At 62.7% G+C, this 16,726-nt stretch carries 16 protein-coding genes; 11 read left to right on the top strand and 5 right to left on the bottom strand.

Annotated elements, in window-relative coordinates; genetic code table 11:
* The first annotated feature begins 36 nt into the window (after positions 1-36).
* Positions 37-1,242, top strand: a complete 1,206-nt coding sequence (locus tag BMX57_RS19095) for a hypothetical protein (RefSeq protein WP_092371189.1) — start codon at positions 37-39, stop codon at positions 1,240-1,242.
* Positions 1,243-1,251: 9 nt separating this feature from the next.
* Here BMX57_RS19095 and BMX57_RS19090 read toward each other — a convergent pair whose 3' ends face one another.
* The 3 genes from BMX57_RS19090 to BMX57_RS19080 all read right to left on the bottom strand — a co-directional run bounded on the left by BMX57_RS19090 (position 1,252) and on the right by BMX57_RS19080 (position 4,736).
* Positions 1,252-2,271 carry a sulfotransferase family protein gene (locus BMX57_RS19090; protein WP_092371186.1) on the bottom strand — a complete coding sequence of 340 codons (1,020 nt, stop codon included), beginning with the start codon at positions 2,269-2,271 and terminating at the stop codon, positions 1,252-1,254.
* An 84-nt stretch (positions 2,272-2,355) separates the two neighbouring features.
* Positions 2,356-3,291, bottom strand: coding sequence for a ParB N-terminal domain-containing protein (locus BMX57_RS19085; protein WP_177175504.1), 936 nt, complete (start codon positions 3,289-3,291; stop codon positions 2,356-2,358).
* Between the two features lie 2 nt (positions 3,292-3,293).
* Positions 3,294-4,736 carry an AAA family ATPase gene (locus BMX57_RS19080; RefSeq protein ID WP_177175503.1) on the bottom strand — a complete coding sequence of 481 codons (1,443 nt, stop codon included), beginning with the start codon at positions 4,734-4,736 and terminating at the stop codon, positions 3,294-3,296.
* A gap of 169 nt (positions 4,737-4,905) precedes the next feature.
* On the opposite strand from BMX57_RS19080, the gene BMX57_RS19075 reads away from it, so the two are divergent.
* From BMX57_RS19075 to BMX57_RS19045, 7 genes are all read left to right on the top strand, one after another.
* The gene (locus BMX57_RS19075) at positions 4,906-5,973 is read left to right on the top strand and encodes a DUF2793 domain-containing protein (protein WP_177175502.1); all 1,068 of its coding nucleotides are present in this window, start codon (positions 4,906-4,908) and stop codon (positions 5,971-5,973) included.
* A gap of 95 nt (positions 5,974-6,068) precedes the next feature.
* Complete coding sequence (gene rfbC / locus BMX57_RS19070; protein ID WP_092371174.1) at positions 6,069-6,629, top strand: dTDP-4-dehydrorhamnose 3,5-epimerase; 561 nt, start codon at positions 6,069-6,071, stop codon at positions 6,627-6,629.
* Positions 6,626-7,129 carry a serine O-acetyltransferase gene (locus tag BMX57_RS19065; protein ID WP_092371171.1) on the top strand — a complete coding sequence of 168 codons (504 nt, stop codon included), beginning with the start codon at positions 6,626-6,628 and terminating at the stop codon, positions 7,127-7,129. Before rfbC ends, BMX57_RS19065 begins: the two co-directional genes overlap by 4 nt.
* Positions 7,126-8,166 (top strand): dTDP-glucose 4,6-dehydratase, encoded by a 1,041-nt coding sequence (rfbB, locus tag BMX57_RS19060; RefSeq protein ID WP_092371169.1) that lies wholly within the window; start codon positions 7,126-7,128, stop codon positions 8,164-8,166. The genes BMX57_RS19065 and rfbB overlap by 4 nt, the downstream gene beginning before the upstream one ends.
* A gap of 76 nt (positions 8,167-8,242) precedes the next feature.
* Positions 8,243-9,094 carry a dTDP-4-dehydrorhamnose reductase gene (gene rfbD, locus BMX57_RS19055; RefSeq protein WP_092371167.1) on the top strand — a complete coding sequence of 284 codons (852 nt, stop codon included), beginning with the start codon at positions 8,243-8,245 and terminating at the stop codon, positions 9,092-9,094.
* The gene (gene rfbA / locus BMX57_RS19050) at positions 9,091-9,975 is read left to right on the top strand and encodes a glucose-1-phosphate thymidylyltransferase RfbA (RefSeq protein ID WP_092371164.1); all 885 of its coding nucleotides are present in this window, start codon (positions 9,091-9,093) and stop codon (positions 9,973-9,975) included. Before rfbD ends, rfbA begins: the two co-directional genes overlap by 4 nt.
* Complete coding sequence (locus BMX57_RS19045; protein ID WP_092371161.1) at positions 9,972-12,665, top strand: glycosyltransferase; 2,694 nt, start codon at positions 9,972-9,974, stop codon at positions 12,663-12,665. The genes rfbA and BMX57_RS19045 overlap by 4 nt, the downstream gene beginning before the upstream one ends.
* Here BMX57_RS19045 and BMX57_RS19040 read toward each other — a convergent pair.
* On the bottom strand, positions 12,573-13,397 hold the full coding sequence (locus BMX57_RS19040; protein WP_092371158.1) for an ABC transporter permease: 825 nt from the start codon (positions 13,395-13,397) through the stop codon (positions 12,573-12,575). The two genes, BMX57_RS19045 and BMX57_RS19040, sit on opposite strands and share 93 nt — an antisense overlap.
* Positions 13,398-13,721: 324 nt before the next feature.
* Between BMX57_RS19040 and BMX57_RS19035 the strand changes: the two genes are divergently transcribed.
* From BMX57_RS19035 to BMX57_RS20515, 3 genes are all read left to right on the top strand, one after another.
* Positions 13,722-14,756: a KpsE/RkpR family capsule polysaccharide export protein gene (locus BMX57_RS19035; RefSeq protein ID WP_177175501.1), complete on the top strand. Its 1,035-nt coding sequence runs from the start codon at positions 13,722-13,724 to the stop codon at positions 14,754-14,756.
* A 7-nt stretch (positions 14,757-14,763) separates the two neighbouring features.
* Positions 14,764-15,420, top strand: a complete 657-nt coding sequence (locus tag BMX57_RS19030; RefSeq protein ID WP_092371155.1) for an ABC transporter ATP-binding protein — start codon at positions 14,764-14,766, stop codon at positions 15,418-15,420.
* 80 nt (positions 15,421-15,500) lie between these two features.
* Positions 15,501-16,445, top strand: coding sequence for a hypothetical protein (locus BMX57_RS20515; protein WP_143057957.1), 945 nt, complete (start codon positions 15,501-15,503; stop codon positions 16,443-16,445).
* Positions 16,446-16,453: 8 nt separating this feature from the next.
* Here the strand turns inward: BMX57_RS20515 and BMX57_RS20760 are convergent, their stop codons facing one another.
* Positions 16,454-16,597, bottom strand: coding sequence for a hypothetical protein (locus BMX57_RS20760; RefSeq protein ID WP_177175500.1), 144 nt, complete (start codon positions 16,595-16,597; stop codon positions 16,454-16,456).
* Positions 16,598-16,726: the final 129 nt, after the last annotated feature.

Genomic DNA, 16,726 nt, shown 5'->3' with positions numbered 1-16,726 from the left:
GACATCTGGTGATGTGCGGATTTGGAGTGAGCAACCATGAAATGCCTGTTGCATATCGGCACGGAAAAAACCGGCACGACGATGTTGCAGACATGGCTCTACCTGAATCGTGCCGCGCTTTCGGCTCAAGGCATCGCGCTCAGCGACGTCTTGGGTACACCTAGCAACCGAATGCTTTCGGCTTACTTTCATACGGAATCCGACGATTTCGACCGAAGCCACAACATCTCGACCCCGCAGCAAAAGGCACGTTTCTTTGACGGGTTCGAAGATCGTGTGAGGTCGGAAATCCAGGACGCGGCACGCACTCATCACACGATGGTCATCAGTTCGGAACACCTGCACAGCAGATTGCAAACCGTGGAGGAGATTGCGGCACTGGCCCGCTTTCTCACGGAGAGCTTTTCGTCTGTCCGGATCGTCTGCTATTTCCGGGAGCAATCAGAGGTTCGAAAGAGCCTGTATTCAACGGCCATACGCAGTGGATTTTTCGGAAAGATCGAGAAATTCCAGCGCGAGATCGATCCAGACATGCACTACTACAACTACGCGGTCATGTTCGGGAAATGGGCCGATGCATTTGGCAGCGAGAATCTCGAACCCGCCATCTACGACAGAAATGTCTTTGCCAGTGGAGACCTCAGGATCGATTTCCTGACCCGTGTTGATCAGGCCATCCGCATGGACGCACTTGACTACTCAGCCACCACGCCCAACGCGAAACTCAGTGCTCTGCAGGCGGAGCTCTGCAGGGCCGTCAACCATGTGTTTCCACGCTACAACCGCGACGGCAGCCTCAATGCCACTCGCCAAATTCTGCGCCGCAGGATTCTGAACTCCTCCGACTTGAACCTGGGAGCCATCGAGGACCCGGATCAGCTGCGGGTATACGATCTGTTCGATGCGTCTAACCGGGCCTTCTCCAGGCGATTTCTTGGCCACAACGAGAACCCGTTCGCTCGCCCGAAGGCCCCGGCCAACCCAGACTCTTACACCGTTCCTCTGAACAGGATCGAAGATATCCTCTTCTCCTGCGCGACCGCATTGGCGCGCCGTCACCCCGTAGAACCCGGGCTGTGCGATTCCGACGCCGACGTCCTGCGGGATGTGGCCTTGAAACACGAAACCGGCCAGGCCCCCACAAAGGACGAAGCGGTCGCATTGATGCGTCTGGCCCAGATCGCCCGCCCGACGGGGCCGCGGATTGGGCAGAAGCTGAGCGAGTGGCTGGGCGAGCCGTAATTCTTCCGATCAGGCGGACGCGGCACGGGAAATGCATCGAACCAGATCCCAAGCACCGCTGGCCGCCGCAATGCGGGCAGCGGTGCGTTTGAGAAAGTCGTAACCGGTCACGATCTCATTCAGATTGCCCCGGATGAGCATGACATCCCCCCGGCCTTGTCGGGCATCTGCCTCAATCCTGCTGTGCAGAAGCCAGTTCCGGGTGAACCGATCATCGGTGTCGCCTATATGGTCCGCCAGCCTGCTCAGTATCTCCTGCCTACCCCGCCCGTCCTCGGCATCACGCAGGGATCGCAACAAGTCGAGACCGTCATGCTGGCCTGCCTTGTGCATGCTACCGAAACCGGAGGTCGCCATGTCTTCCAGCGCCGAAGAATACCCGAACAGTTCGAAATCCCGTTCATAGAGTGCTCGGGCGCGAGACAAGGTGCCGCTGTCGGAAAGCAGCGCCCCCGCCTGCTTTCCCGCACCCGTAGCGTGAGGGGCCTGTCGTTTTGGAGGCTTCGACGTCATCCCAAAACACTCCGACAAAAGATATGGCAGATCCTGATCTATCGTCTCCAGACGACCCAGGAAATTGGGGCGAACAAACGGGTACATTATGTTGATATGCTGTGGGCGCCAATGCGGATCGAGAAACTCCGGTGGTTCCCCTGCGATTATCTCGACGAAAAGGTCGAAGGAAACGGTCTGGGGGTCATGGAGCCCATAACGCTCGGCGAAAGCACCCCAGACGGGGATGTCCTTGTTCCCGATTTTGTCTAGGAAAGCCGATGCCAGCCTGACATAGGGATTGCGGACAAAGGTCACGACAGTGGCGTCACGCAGCCATGACTGCTGCGCTATCTTGTTTGTGAATGGAGATGCCTTGAGGTCATGAACATTCGTGCGCGGAGGGTACGTGTCCGGTGCGATATGGCTCCACAAGTTGGCCTTGACGGTGGTGCACCCGGATTTGGGATTGTTGAGATAGACGACATTGGCCTTCCTGTTTGCCCGAATGCTCTGAATACGGATATGTGGAAGCATGACGCTCCTTTCCGGTGGACTGCCCGCCTGCGAATGATCTGCGGCTGCCACCCCGAATGACCGGAACGAAATCGTCCCCACAGGTCATCCCCGGGACAGAAGCCGCGCGATTTGCTCGGCCAATGTGTCCAGGTCCACCCCGGTTGCGCCATCCATCTTTACCTTGACCCGCAGACCGTCACTGGCAGTCCGCATTTCGACAGTCATCTTCTCACCGACGAAGCGGCCCCTGGCGGCCTCTGCCCTGCCCTGCCCCGCCGGTTTCGCCGGATTCGGGCCTTCGCCTCGCCGCAGGCGCGGGATGATGCCGCGATACTCGCGCTTGGGAGTGTTTGCCACATCCACCTGCGCCAGGATGTCGTCGCGGTACTTCACACAGGACAGACCCAGCGACACGTCGTTCTGGGACACCTCGAGCCGCGCGGCGATCTCGTCCTGCGACAGGTCCTTGAGGCTTTCGGCCAGAAGCCCGATCGACAGCAGTTCCTCGAAACCGGTCAGGTTCCTGCGCATGGTGTTCTCGTGGAATCGCTCCTCGAGATCGGCGAGCGCGGTCGCGCCCGCCTCGGTTGAGAGCACCGCGAGCACCCTGCGGCCCAACTGTCGGCAGACCTCGAGCCGGCGGCGGCCCGACTGCACCACGAAGACGGCATCAGTGTCCCGCGGAGATTGCGGATCGGGGCGCCAGTCCGGGTCGCGGGGTCGCACCCGGATCGGCTGGGTCTGGCCGCGGCGCTGGATGTTGCGCTTGAGGGCCTGGAACTCGGGGTCGGCCGCCCAGTCCCCGATCCTGTCGCTGCCGACCGCATCCTCAATCTGGCCGGGATCGAGTTCCAGCACCACGGTGCCATTCATCACGCCGGCCGCCAGCGAGCCATGCACGGCTTCGATGCGCTGCTGCAGCAGGTTCATGGCCGACCCGGCCCACATCCCCCCCATGCCGCCCCGGGCGGCGGCCTCGGGCGGCTCCGCATCACCGCCTTCGGGCGCTTGTGCGTTCAGTTTTCTCTTGCGGGCCATGATCAGCTCCATCGCTCGGTGATGAAAGTGGCGGCATAGTCGCGCGGCGGCAGATGCGGCAAGCTGCGCTGCACCAGAGCATCGTTCACCGCGTTGGCATTGGCCATGAAGGCCCGCGCCGAGGCGCGGCGGCCAGGCGGAGGCAGGTATTCGTAGATGCTCTTGTATTCCTCGGCCGCGTTGGCGATTGCATCCGATCGGCTGTACCAGACCTGCATCACCTCCCGCGGTGCCTTGCGATAAAGATCGAGAATCTGATCAGTGTCCTGGTTGTTCTGCTCTTGCACGATGGTTGGCAGCACCATGTGAGCTCCGGCGCCGACGGTGATGTCGGAATCGAAGCCCAGGATGAACTCCATGTATTCGCCGATATTGGTCACGTAGGTGGACAACGTGGCCAGGTCGAACCCCTTCATCGTCTGCGGTATCACCACCGAATCTGCCGCGATCAACCCATTGAGCTGCATCAGTGTCAAAGAAGGCTGCTGGTCGATCACGATCACATCCACCGTCTCCTCAAGGGCCCGCGCATAGGCAGCAAGGTCGAAGGCACCGTCCGGCCCGCGCAGCGCCGCGTGGGGAGTGCGCGGGCCAAATCCCGCATCCCACTGCGCAATGGCGTCCTTGAGGACCCGGTAAACCGGCACCGGCGCGTTGCGGGACAGGAAAAACAGGCTGATATCGCCGTTCTGTATGTTGCCGCCACCGGGGATCAGGCGGATACCGGGCCAGGGCGTGGGCTGCCAGACCGCGTCCAGCTCTGACGGTTCGCGCGAGATGAGCGCCCGGGCGCCGGGATCATCCACGCCCATGAACTCGGCCAGGGTGGGCGTCCCCGGGTCAAAGAGCGGCAAGCGTTCGTCCGCGAAATACAACGAGACCGTCGCCTGCGGGTCGGCGTCTATGACCCCGACCCGCAACCCGTAGAACAGGTTCAGGTATTGCGCAAAGTGCGCGGCAGCCAACGACTTGCCGGTGCCTCCCTTTTGCGCGCCGAACGTCACCACGATGGGCGGCTCGCCCGGACACCGCCAGTGCAAGCCGTGCGGAGATCCGGGCTGCGTTCCGGCAAGCGCACGGATCAGCATGACCTCGGACGGCGAAAAACTGCGATGACGGCCGACCCCCTGCCCTTCGGGAAACGCCGCATCGGTCTCGGCAAGATGCACCAGACCCGATCCGTCGGTGCCGAGGAACTCGGAAGTTTCTGCCATTGAATAGCGGCGCGCAACCCGGGTGCGCAGCGCCAGATCACGCTGAAGCTTGGTGTTCACCGCCCCCATCACATGCGACATATTGCGAATGAAATGCTGAAACTGCCCGTCTGCCATGCCCGATATATCCGTGGATATGAACGAGCCTTGGGGCTCGCTTTTCAGCAACCTGCGCAACCCGAGGAGATATGGCAAGCGGATTCCAGGCGTGGAAAGAGCCGCTGAGCCCAAGAAGCAGGCTCTGTAAAGACCATTATGGAGCCTGCGAATGCCTCATATCCGCGGATATGAGACATATCCGTTGCCTTGCCGGCCTGCGGGCGGACGCCAGGGTAACAGCCCGTTACCGCACTGCCTGTTAGGACTGCCCGGGACGACAACGTCAAATGGAGCCTTCACCGTGACCGGAACCTCACCGACCCTTGGGTTGCCCTACCTGCAACCCTCGCAAGCCCAGAAACACGTCACCCATAACGAGGCCCTGGCGCGGCTGGATGCCGTAACCCAACTCAGCATCGCTGCGCTCGGACCTTCGTCGCCACCCGCGTCACCAGCCGAGGGAGACCGGTTCATTGTCGGTCCGGGCGCCACCGGTGACTGGGCCGGGCGCGACCAGCAGATCGCCATCCATCGGGGCGGCGCTTGGTCCTTCACCCCGCCCCTGCCCGGCTGGGTCGCGCTCTTGAGAGACATCGGCACGCTGGTACGGTTCGACGGCAACGAATGGGTGCCCGTTCACGTCAACGACGCCGAAACCCTCGGGATCAATGCCCAGGCCGATACAGTCAACCGCCTGTCGGTTGCCGCGCCGGCCACCCTGCTGAACCATGATGGCGATGATCATCGACTCACCGTCAACAAGGCCGGCACCGGCGACACCGCAAGCCTTCTGTTCCAGTCTGGCTGGTCCGGACGAGCGGAAGTTGGGTTGGCCGGCGAGGATGCCTTTGCGATCAGGGTCAGTCCGGACGGTTCTACCTGGCAAACCGCGCTTCGCCTTGACCCGGATAGTGGTGCGGCTAGCGGAAGCGCCGTTCAGCAGGGTCCGGAAGACGCGTCGCCGGGAAGGCTGATGCTGGCCGAACATGGCGTTCTGCGCGCTCAGATCCTGGGACCGGTGGCCCAGATCGGCGGCCAGCCGGCCGGGGCGATCCTGGAACGGGGTCAGACCACGCAGGGTCACTTCGTCAAATGGGCGGACGGCACGATGATCTGTTCGCGGACGGTCACTGTCGATGTCGACAGCAGCGCACCTCAACTCTTCGACTACCCCGCACCAATGGCCACGCCGCTGGCCGTACATGCCGGCGGGATCGACCCGGCCCAGGCGAGCACGGCCGCACAGCGCCGGGCCCTGGGCACCCTGCCCGTCTGGGCAACAGCAACCGGCTGGCACATCCAGCTGGAAGCCCCGATCGCGGCGGAAACACTGGAAGTGGCACTGTTGGCATACGGGTTGTGGATTTGATCACCGCCCAGCGTTTTCCAAACCGCATGTCGTGACACTGTGGGAGTCGCCTGATAGAACCCGCCTGAATTCACATCGAGGCGGCTCATTGCGTCATGCAGGTTGAAGAAACAGCCCTGTCCGGGGTGCTGGTCCTGACCCCGAAACGGTTCGGCGATGCGCGCGGGTTCTTCAGCGAGAGCTGGAACCGGCGCACCCTGGCCGAACACGGGATCACGCTGGATTTCGTGCAGGACAACCATTCGCTCTCGGCCGCCGCCGGCACCATCCGCGGCCTGCATTTCCAGGCCCCGCCCCATGCCCAGGCCAAGCTGGTGCGCTGCGGGCGCGGGGCGCTCTATGACGTGGCGGTCGACATCCGCAAGGGCAGCCCGACCTACGGGCAGTGGGTGGGGCTGGAGCTGTCCTTCGAGAACGGCCGCCAGCTGCTGATCCCCGAGGGGTTCGCGCATGGCTTCGTCACCCGCCAGCCCGATACCGAGATCTGCTACAAATGCACCGACTACTACGCGCCCGACTGCGATGGCGCGCTGCGCTGGAACAGCTGCGGCATCGACTGGGGCCTGTCGGGTGATCCGGTGCTGAGCGACAAGGACGCCGCCGCGCCGCCGCTGGCGGCGTTCGACAGCCCCTTTGCCTGGGAGGGCGATGCGTGAGTCGCGACTGGTCCGAGCCGGACTGGAGCCGCGAGGCGCCGCGGGGGCTGTGGGATCCGTCACGGCGGCTGCTCGGCTGCATCCGCGCCCACCAGGCGGCGGAGCGGACCCCCCTGGGGGCACTGCGCCGGGTCCGGGCCAAGTGCGGGCACTGGCTGTGGTCCCTCGTCACCCAGGCCGAGATCGGTCTCGGGACACGGATCGGCGGTGGCCTGCTGCTGCCCCATCCCAACGGGATCGTCATCCACCCCGAGGCCGAGATCGGCCCCAACTGCCTGCTGTTCCAGCAGGTCACGCTGGGCACGCGCGCCGGCCGCGACGGCGCGCCGCGGCTGGGGACGCATGTGGATGTGGGCGCCGGCGCCCGTATCCTCGGACCTGTCGCGGTGGGCGATCACGCGGTGATCGGCGCCAACGCGGTGGTGCTGAGCGACGTCCCCGCAGGGGCCATGGCGGTCGGTGTGCCGGCCCGCGTCTTGCAAGGAAAGGACGGCAAGTGAAACTGATCGTCACCGGCGGCGCCGGGTTCATCGGATCGGCCGTGGTGCGCCAGGCGGTGCGCGACGGGCATGAGGTGGTCAATCTCGACGCGCTGACCTATGCGGCCTGCCTGGACAACGTGGCCAGCGTCAGCGATGCACCCAATTACGCCTTCATAGAGGCCGATATCCGCGACCGCGCCGCGATGGACCGTGTCCTGGCCGAGCATCGCCCCGACGCGGTGATGCACCTGGCCGCGGAATCCCACGTGGACCGCTCGATCGACGGGCCGGGCACCTTCATCGAGACCAACATTACCGGCACCTACACGCTCTTGGAAGCGGCGCGCGCCCATTGGGTGCAGGCCGGCCGGCCCGAGGGGTTCCGCTTTCACCACATCTCGACCGACGAGGTGTTCGGCTCCCTGGGCGAGACCGGCCAGTTCACCGAAACGACGCCCTATGACCCGCGCTCGCCCTATTCCGCATCCAAGGCCGCCAGCGACCACCTGGTGCGGGCCTGGCACGAGACCTATGGGCTGCCGGTGGTGCTGACCAACTGTTCCAACAATTACGGCCCCTACCACTTTCCCGAAAAGCTGATCCCCGTGGTGATCCTGAACGCGCTGGCGGGCAGGCCGATCCCGGTCTACGGGCAGGGCCTGAACGTGCGCGACTGGCTCTATGTCGAGGACCATGCCGATGCGCTGCTCACCGTGCTGGCGAAGGGCGCCGTGGGGCGGTCCTACAATATCGGCGGCGAGAACGAGGCCCGCAACATCGACATCGTGCGCATGATCTGCGCCATCCTCGACGAGAAGCGCCCCAAGGGGACGCCCTATGCCGAGCAGATCAGTTTCGTCACCGACCGCCCCGGCCACGACCTGCGCTATGCGATCGATCCCGCGCGCATCCGCACCGAGCTGGGCTGGCGGCCCTCGGTGACATTGCAGGAAGGCCTGGAGAAGACGGTACAGTGGTATCTCGACAACGAACCCTGGTGGCGGGCGCTGCAGGCGCGTGCCGGTGTCGGCGAGCGGCTGGGGGTCAAGGCATGACATTTCGATTTTTCACGGAAAACTCGCGCCTCCGGCGGGAGTATTTGCAAAAAGATGAAATTGGGGAGGCGCGCGCATGACGGTTCTTGTCTTCGGTCAAACCGGGCAGGTGGCGCGCGAGCTGGCCGCGCGGGGCGGGGTGAGATGCCTGGGGCGCGACGCCGCCGACCTGTCCGATCCGGGCGCCTGCGCCGCCGCGATCCGGGAGGCGGCCCCGCGCGCGGTGATCAATGCCGCCGCCTATACCGGTGTGGACAAGGCGGAGGAGGAGGAGGCGCTGGCCAATGTGGTCAATGGCGACGCGCCCGGCGCGATGGCGGCCGAATGCGCCGCCCTCGGCATTCCCCTCGTTCACATCTCGACCGATTACGTCTTCGACGGCAGCGGCGCAGCCCCGTGGCGGCCGGAGGATGCGACCGGGCCGCTGGGCGCCTATGGGCGCACCAAGCTGGCCGGCGAGCGGGCGGTGACCGGGGCAGGGGGGGGGCATGTGGTGCTGCGCACCTCCTGGGTGGTCTCGGCGCATGGGAGCAATTTCGTCAAGACGATGCTGCGGCTGGGCCGTGAGCGCGACGCGTTGCGCATCGTCGCCGACCAGGTGGGCGGGCCGACCCCGGCGCGCGCCATCGCCGCGGCCTGCCTGGAGATCGCGGGTCAGCTGGCCCGCGATCCCGGCAAGTCGGGGGTCCATCACTTCGCCGGCACCCCGGATGTGAGCTGGGCCGGTTTCGCGCGCGAGATCTTCGCAAAGGCCGGCATCGCCTGCGACGTGGCCGACATTCCCAGCGCGGACTATCCGACGCCGGCGCAACGGCCGCTCAATTCGCGGCTGGATTGCACCGGTTTAGAGACTGTTTTCGGCATCACGCGCCCCGACTGGAGGGCCGGGCTGCGCGACATTCTGAAAGATCTGGGAGAGATCGCATGACCGCACGCAAGGGGATCATCCTGGCCGGCGGGTCGGGGACACGGCTCTATCCCATCACCATGGGGGTCAGCAAACAGCTGCTGCCGATCTACGACAAGCCGATGGTCTATTATCCCCTCAGCGTGCTGATGCTGGCCGGCATCCGCGAGATCTGCATCATCACCACGCCGCAGGACCAGGAGCAGTTCCAGCGCGTGCTGGGCGATGGCAGCCAGTGGGGCATCACGCTCGACTACGTGATCCAGCCCAGCCCCGACGGGCTGGCGCAGGCCTTCATCCTGGCCGAGGGTTTCCTGGCCGGCGCGCCGAGCGCGCTGGTGTTGGGCGACAACATCTTTTTCGGACACGGGCTACCGAAACTGCTGGCGGCGGCGGATGCGCAGGCGGCCGGCGGCACCGTTTTCGGCTATCACGTGGCCGACCCCGAACGCTACGGCGTGGTGGATTTCGACGCCGGGGGTCGGGCCCGCCAGATCGTCGAGAAGCCCGACCGGCCGCTGTCGAACTATGCGGTGACCGGGCTCTATTTCCTCGACGGGACCGCGCCGGACCGGGCGCGGGCGGTCACCCCCTCGCCACGGGGCGAGCTGGAGATCACCGACCTGCTGCAGATGTATCTCGACGACGGTGCGCTGCGGGTCGAGACCATGGGCCGCGGCTATGCCTGGCTGGACACCGGCACCCATGCCTCGCTGCTGGACGCGGGCAATTTCGTGCGGACCCTGGAAACCCGCCAGGGCCAGCAAACCGGCTGCCCGGAAGAGATCGCCTTCGAGCAGGGCTGGATCGACGCGGATCAGGTGCGGACACGAGCAGAACTTTTCGCCAAAAATCAGTATGGGACTTATCTGGAAGGGTTGCTCGTAGACAGATCGGGATGACCTCGTTCAAATACACCAGGACGACCCACCCCGACATTCCGTTTTGGAAGGATCCGATGGTACGCATTATCAAGGCCCTGTTCCAGCGTTACGCAGAAACGCACCTGGAGGTGAATTGCGACGGGTTCGTTCTGCGCAATGAACTCGGCCAGCGGATCGGCCACCTGGACCGGTATGGTATTGCAAATGGCAGACTTTACGCGACCGGATGGACCAACGCGACCCAAGTGGCGCTGATCACCGAAGGCCAGAGATCGCAGGCGGCCCCAACTCTGAGCCGCAAGGACGTGGCAGCCATTCTGGAACCGGGTGCGACGGACATGGTTGGCTTCCATGTCGATCACCCGCTTGCGCAAGGCTGGATCATGTTCAGTGTCGAGCTTGGGGATCACCGCTATTTCAGCAGCCTACCTCCCGTACCGGACAGCCGGATCCGGGCTGCGAGACGCCGATTGATCCCCGGATTTCTGATCCGGCTGCTGCGCGCAAGTCCGGCGGCATTGCGCTGGAAGCTGCACGGCCGCCCTCAGGATCGGGCCGCCGTCAAGAGATTCCTGCACCTCGACGAAGATGCCGGGCGCAACATGGTTCCGGGTATCCCGCTTTTCCCAACCGAGGAAAACCCGCCCGTTCAGCCCGAGGGGTTGGAAGACGTCGAGATCACGATTGTCCTGCCGGTCTACAATGCATTCGATCTACTGCCCGAGGCCCTGGACCGGGTGGTCCGGCACACCGATCTGCCTTGGCACCTGGTCGTGGTCGAAGACTGCTCTACCGACGCAAATATCCGGCCCTGGCTGCGGACTTGGGCCGCCGAGCAGGGCAGTGTCCGCGTAACGCTCCTTGAAAACTCCGAAAACCGAGGGTTCATTCGCAGTGTAAACCGCGCATTTGCCGTCGCTCGCGACCGGAACAATCATGTGGTCCTGCTCAATTCCGATGCGTTCGTACCCGAGGGCTGGGCCTCGCGCCTGATCCGGCCCCTGTTGGCACATGACGCAGTGGCCAGCGTCACACCGATGTCAAACGATGCCGAAATTTTCACTATACCCGTGATCTGCCACCGCAACGACCTGACACCAGGTGAGGCGAACGTGATCGATAGGGTCGCGCGACAATTCCATCCCGATGCGGACATTGCCGAGGCACCCACCGGGGTTGGATTCTGCATGGCGATGAACATCCAGTATCTGGCCGACCTACCCGAGTTCGATACGAAATTCGGCCGCGGATACGGCGAAGAGGTCGACTGGTGCCAGCGCGCGCGCGCCATCGGCGGCCGACATCTGGGCTTACCGTCGCTCTTTGTCGAGCACCGCGGCGGCAGTTCTTTCGGCAGCGCCGAAAAACTCAAGCTTATCAGGCGCAACAGTGACACAATTTCGGAACGCTATCCCAATTATGACAGAGACGTTCAGGATTTTATCCGCGCTGACCTCCTTGCAGCCCCACGCGTTGCACTGGGGCTGGCGCTGGCGGCCGAACGCAGCGACCGGCCGATCCCAGTCTACCTCGCCCATTCTATGGGCGGCGGGGCAGAAAAATATCTGGAGCAACGTATCGCGCAGAATATCGAGGCCGTGGGCGCCGCGATGGTATTGCGGATCGGCGGAAGTTACCGTTGGCAGTTGGAATTACACGGTCATGACGGCATCAGCCGGACGGTCAGCGAGGATTTCGAAATGGTCCGGCAGATACTCGACATCCCCGAAGCGCTGGAGATCGTCTACTCCTGCGGCGTAGGTGACCGCAATCCGGTCGAAATCCCCGGCAATCTCATCGCTTTGAAACGGGGAAAGCAAGATCGGCTCGAAGTACTGTTTCACGACTTCTTCCCGATCAGCCCTTCGTTCAACCTACTGGGCCAAGACCGGCATTTCCGGGGCGTTCCGGACCGAACATCGACCGAAACCATTCATACCACGCGCCAACCAAACGGACGAAAAGTCTCCCTACGTCGCTGGCGTAAGGAATGGGGCGCACTCATGAAGGCAGCTGATCGCATCGTGACTTTCTCCGAGGACAGTCGAAGCCATGTCACGGTCGCCTATCCCGACCTGCCTATAGAAATCGATGTAATGCCCCACCAGCTTTCCTCTCTTCTTCCCAAAATCGAACATAAGTCGCCGCGCCCTCCCGTGATCGGGGTCCTCGGCGCCATCGGCTACGAAAAAGGAGCGGCCGTTCTGGCTCAACTCAGCTGTGAACTCGATCGATTAGGCTACAATCCACTTGTGGTAATCGGGGAAGTCGATCCTAGCTTTATTTTCTCGGCCACAGCTCGAATACATGGCAGGTATCGATTCGATGACCTACCGGATCTGATCCAACGCTACGAAATCACCCATTGGCTGATCCCTTCGATCTGTCCTGAAACCTTCTCGTTTGCCACACACGAAGTCCTGTCGACCGGACTGCCTGTCTATTGCTTCGACCTGGGGGCTCAGGCTGAAGCGGTCGGAACGGCCCGAAATGGTACGGTGATACCGCTTCCTGAGGACCGCGAAACCTTGCCGATATGCATTATCGAAGCGATTTTTGGCGACGACACCCCCAAGGAGTCACACCGGACCACAGGGTTGAATGACGGCGGCAGCTCAGAGGTTCAAAAGATCGCGCTGGTAGCGACCGAGAAAGACCAGTCCGACCGCCAGGAGCCCCAAACCCAGCCCGAAGACATAGACCGGTGAGACATAGACCGCGTCATAACTGGGGTAGAAGCCATGGCGCATCTGACCCACCACATGAATCAGAGGGTTGTACCACAGGATATCCCGGAAGGGCTGCGGAATGCTGTCAAAGATGAAGAAGATACCGCTGACCAGGAACAGCGGTCGAGTCGCAATACTCCAGATCCGCTGATAGACTGGAAACCGGGTGACCATGAAACAGTTGAACGTGCCGATGCCGAAGGACACCACGCCCAGCATGGCGAAGGCCAGTGCGATGGCCGGAAAATCCGGGACCGTGCGTCCACCCTGCACCACCCAGATCGCGGTGAACAGAATATAGGCCACCATCATCTGCGTCAGCCCGTTCAGGATGAACCGCGCCAGAAGCGCATCGGCGAAGGTGACGCTTGGATAGGCCAGCAGCGGCTTGGAAAAGGTGATCGAGGCAGCGGTCTTGGTGACCAGGTCGTGAAAGATCAGGAACGGAACCAGCCCGGTGGCGTAGAAGATCGGAAAGCTGACCCCGATCGGAGGGGATCGGAATCCGATCGAGAAGACAACGGTCAGAAAGGCGATCCCCGCTGCCGGCTCCAGCACCGCCCAGACATAGCCCCCCGGCGAACGGCCGTAACTGGTGGCCATCTCACGCAGCATAAGCGCCAGAATAGCCCGGACCGTGGCGAAACGCCGGCGGCCGGGCAGCGGTTGCAGTCGAGGGCGTGACGTCCCGGCCCGCTGCGGCAGATCCATCTCCTCTCTCCCCTTGCGCTCGGTTTTGCAAGGCGCGACTATGCAGCAGGATCGGGTCCATGACAAACCCTCGCGGCGGTGAAAAAAGTGAACGAACAGACAGCTGCACCAAAGAATTCTGGCCCGAAGACGCCCGCGGCGCCGGCCGAAGGCGGAGCACAGACCAATCCAAAGCCGGCATCCGCGCCAAAAGCGAAATCCCCGCCCCAACCACCTGCTGGCGCCAGTTTCCCTCCCGCGAGTCCTGGCCGGGTTCGACGTCGCCACTGGGGCGTACTCGCAAGCTTCGTACTTCTCGTTCTCGCGCCGGTACTGGTCTCGGCCGTGTATCTCTACACGCGCGCCACCGACCAATATGCCTCAACCGTGGCCTTTTCGGTGCGCAGCGAGGATGCGGGTACTGCAATCGAGATCTTCGGCGGCGTGACCAACCTGGGTGGATCGAACTCCAGCTCTTCGGACACGGACATTCTCTACGAATATATCCAGAGCCAGGAACTGGTGAGCGAGATCGACGCCCGGCTGGACCTGCGACGCATCTGGTCACGACCCGTGGACGACCCGGTTTTCGCCTTCCATGCCCCCGGCACGATCGAGGATCTGCTGGATCACTGGGGACGCATGGTACGGATCCACTACGATTCCGGGACCGGACTGATGGAGATCCGTGCCCTGGCCTTCAGCCCCGACGAGGCGACCGCCATCGCGCGGGCAATCTTCGACGAAAGCTCGAGGATGATCAACCAGCTCAGCGATATCGCCCGCGAGGATACCATCCGTTACGCCCGCGAAGAGCTGGAAACGGCGGTCGAACGGCTGCGCGCCGCCCGGCAGGAACTGACCCGGTTCCGCAATCGCAACCAGATCGTCGACCCAGCGGTCGATCTGCAAAGCCAGGCCGGGCTGCTGGGCTCGCTGCAGGAACAGCTGGCGACCACGCTGATCGACCTGGATCTGGTGCGCGAAACCGCCCGCGCAGGCGATCCGCGCATCGCCCAATACGAACGCCGCGTGGCCGTGATAGAGGAGCGGATCGCCGCCGAACGCCGCAAGATGGGCTTTGGCGAGGGAACCGACCGCGGCGAGGTCCTGGCCACGCTCGTGGGCGAGTTCGAGGGGCTGGTGGTGGATCGGGAATTCGCCGAACAAACCTATACCGCGGCCCTTGCTTCCTACGATTCGGCGCTGGCCGAGGCGCGGCGGCAAAGTCGATACCTGGCCGCCCATGTTCTGCCCACAACCGCGGAAAAATCGGAATATCCTCAGCGCGAATTGCTGCTGGGGCTTGTGGCGCTGTTTTTGTTTCTCGGCTGGTCGGTCCTGGTGCTGATCTATTACGCGATCCGCGACCGGCGCTGAGGGCGCGATGATCGAACTGCGCAATCTGACCAAGACCTTCTACCTGAATGGACGGGCCAAGACGGTGGCACGGGATGTCTGTGCCGTATTTCCCACCGGCCGCTCGGTCGCGCTTCTGGGGCGCAACGGGGCAGGCAAGTCGAGCCTGCTGAAGATGATTGCCGGCAGCCTGGACCCCAGTTCCGGCGAGATCCTGTCGACCGGCACGATCTCCTGGCCGGTGGGCTTTGCCGGATCCTTCCACCCAGACCTGACCGGCGCGCAGAACACGCGGTTCATCGCCCGGCTCTACGGGGTGGACACCGATGCGTTGTTGGAATTCGTCGAGCGATTTGCCGAACTGGGGGCGCATTTCCGCCTTCCGCTGCGCAGCTATTCCTCGGGCATGCGCTCGCGGCTGGCCTTCGGCGTGTCGGTCGGCATCCCCTTTGACACCTACCTGATCGACGAGGTCACATCGGTGGGCGACGCCGCCTTCCGACGACGCAGCACCGAGGTGCTGCACGAGAGGATGCGCACCGCCAGCGCGGTGGTGGTGTCGCACTCCATGCCCACGGTGCGCCAGCTCTGCGACATGGGTGCGGTGCTGGAGGACGGCGCCTTGACGATCTACGAGGATCTCGAAGAGGCCATCGCCCGGCATGAGCGGAACATGGCCGCCTAGGGTGAGACCGAAGCGACTAATCGCTTGGAGCCATCGCGCGAAGGGGCTATCAGCCGCAGTAATCATCAATGAGGTTTGACTTGCGCAAAGCGTTTGTTCACATCGGCATGCCTAAAACCGGCACGACGGCTATCCAGGAAGCTTTGTCTAAAGCACGTGAGCCGCTTCGTAGCGCTGGATTCCTGTATCCCGGCAATGATGTCGATCATGCGTTTCTGATATCCACCTATCACCCGGTGGGTGGAAGACATTTCTATTTCGCAAAACAGGGCATTTCACCCGAGGCTGCTAACAGATCCTTTGAAAAAAAGATCTCACGTCTGGCGCGCGAGGTTGGCGAAAGCGCTGGTGATGTTCTGCTCTCCACCGAATATCTCCACAATATGGGCGAGGCTAAACTGCGCGAGTTGCAAGCCAACCTGTCCAAACTGGAACTGGAGATGCATGTTGTCTGCTACGTTCGCCATCCGTATTCACAAGCCGCCAGCAGCATTCAGCAGAATATAAAGATGGGCCATGGGGTGCTGACGCAGCAACTGAACAACCCCAATTGGCACTCCATCATCGACACGCTGAACCCGGCTCTGAATGTTTTAGGCCGCGAGCGGGTCACTGTACTCTCGTTCGAAGACGCCAAGGACGTCGGAGCCGAACGCCACATCCTGCAGGCAATCGGTCATGGCTCATTGATGGAATTGGTTGATCGCGCCGAAACCAATGTCAGCCTTTCTGGAGCAGCGGTGGCACTGGCCGATGCACACAACAGGCTGCAAAGAATTGTCCCCGACTTCCCGTCAAGTAGAGGGTACTTGTTCAAGATAGGTGGCCCGCGTTTTAGCCTGCCGCCAAGAACGATAGAAAAGATGCGGGATCGGACTCAGCAGGAACTGGACTGGCTAGAAGAGCATTTTTCCTTGGCGTTGCCAGAGCCTGAAAGCCGCCCATTCCAAATTCAGCGTCTTTCCGAAGAAGCCGCTGAAGACATTGTGAAAATCATCATGCAGTCCAGTAGACGAAACCAATAGAAGCAACGTCACAACAGCACCAAGCTTTCCACCAGCATCGCCGGATCGTGCAAGCCACTGAGCTCCAGCAAGTTGCCGCCACCAAAATCCAGCAATGTTCGAGACGCCTCCATCCGTACCGGCTCCGCCCCAGAGAACGTCGTCTCCAACATTATCGAGCAGCGTATCGTGGCCGGCCGCACCGAACGTAAGCGCCTCGGCGATCCCCTACGCGGCGCGGCTTGACGCGGCCGCAAAGTTCCAGGGCATGAGATCGTCGATGCGGCTTCTGGGATGACCGT

Origin of the sequence: Cribrihabitans marinus, assembly GCF_900109035.1 — a bacterium.
In the GTDB taxonomy this organism is placed as follows: domain Bacteria; phylum Pseudomonadota; class Alphaproteobacteria; order Rhodobacterales; family Rhodobacteraceae; genus Cribrihabitans; species Cribrihabitans marinus.
This window is presented reverse-complemented; position numbering and strand designations above follow the sequence as displayed.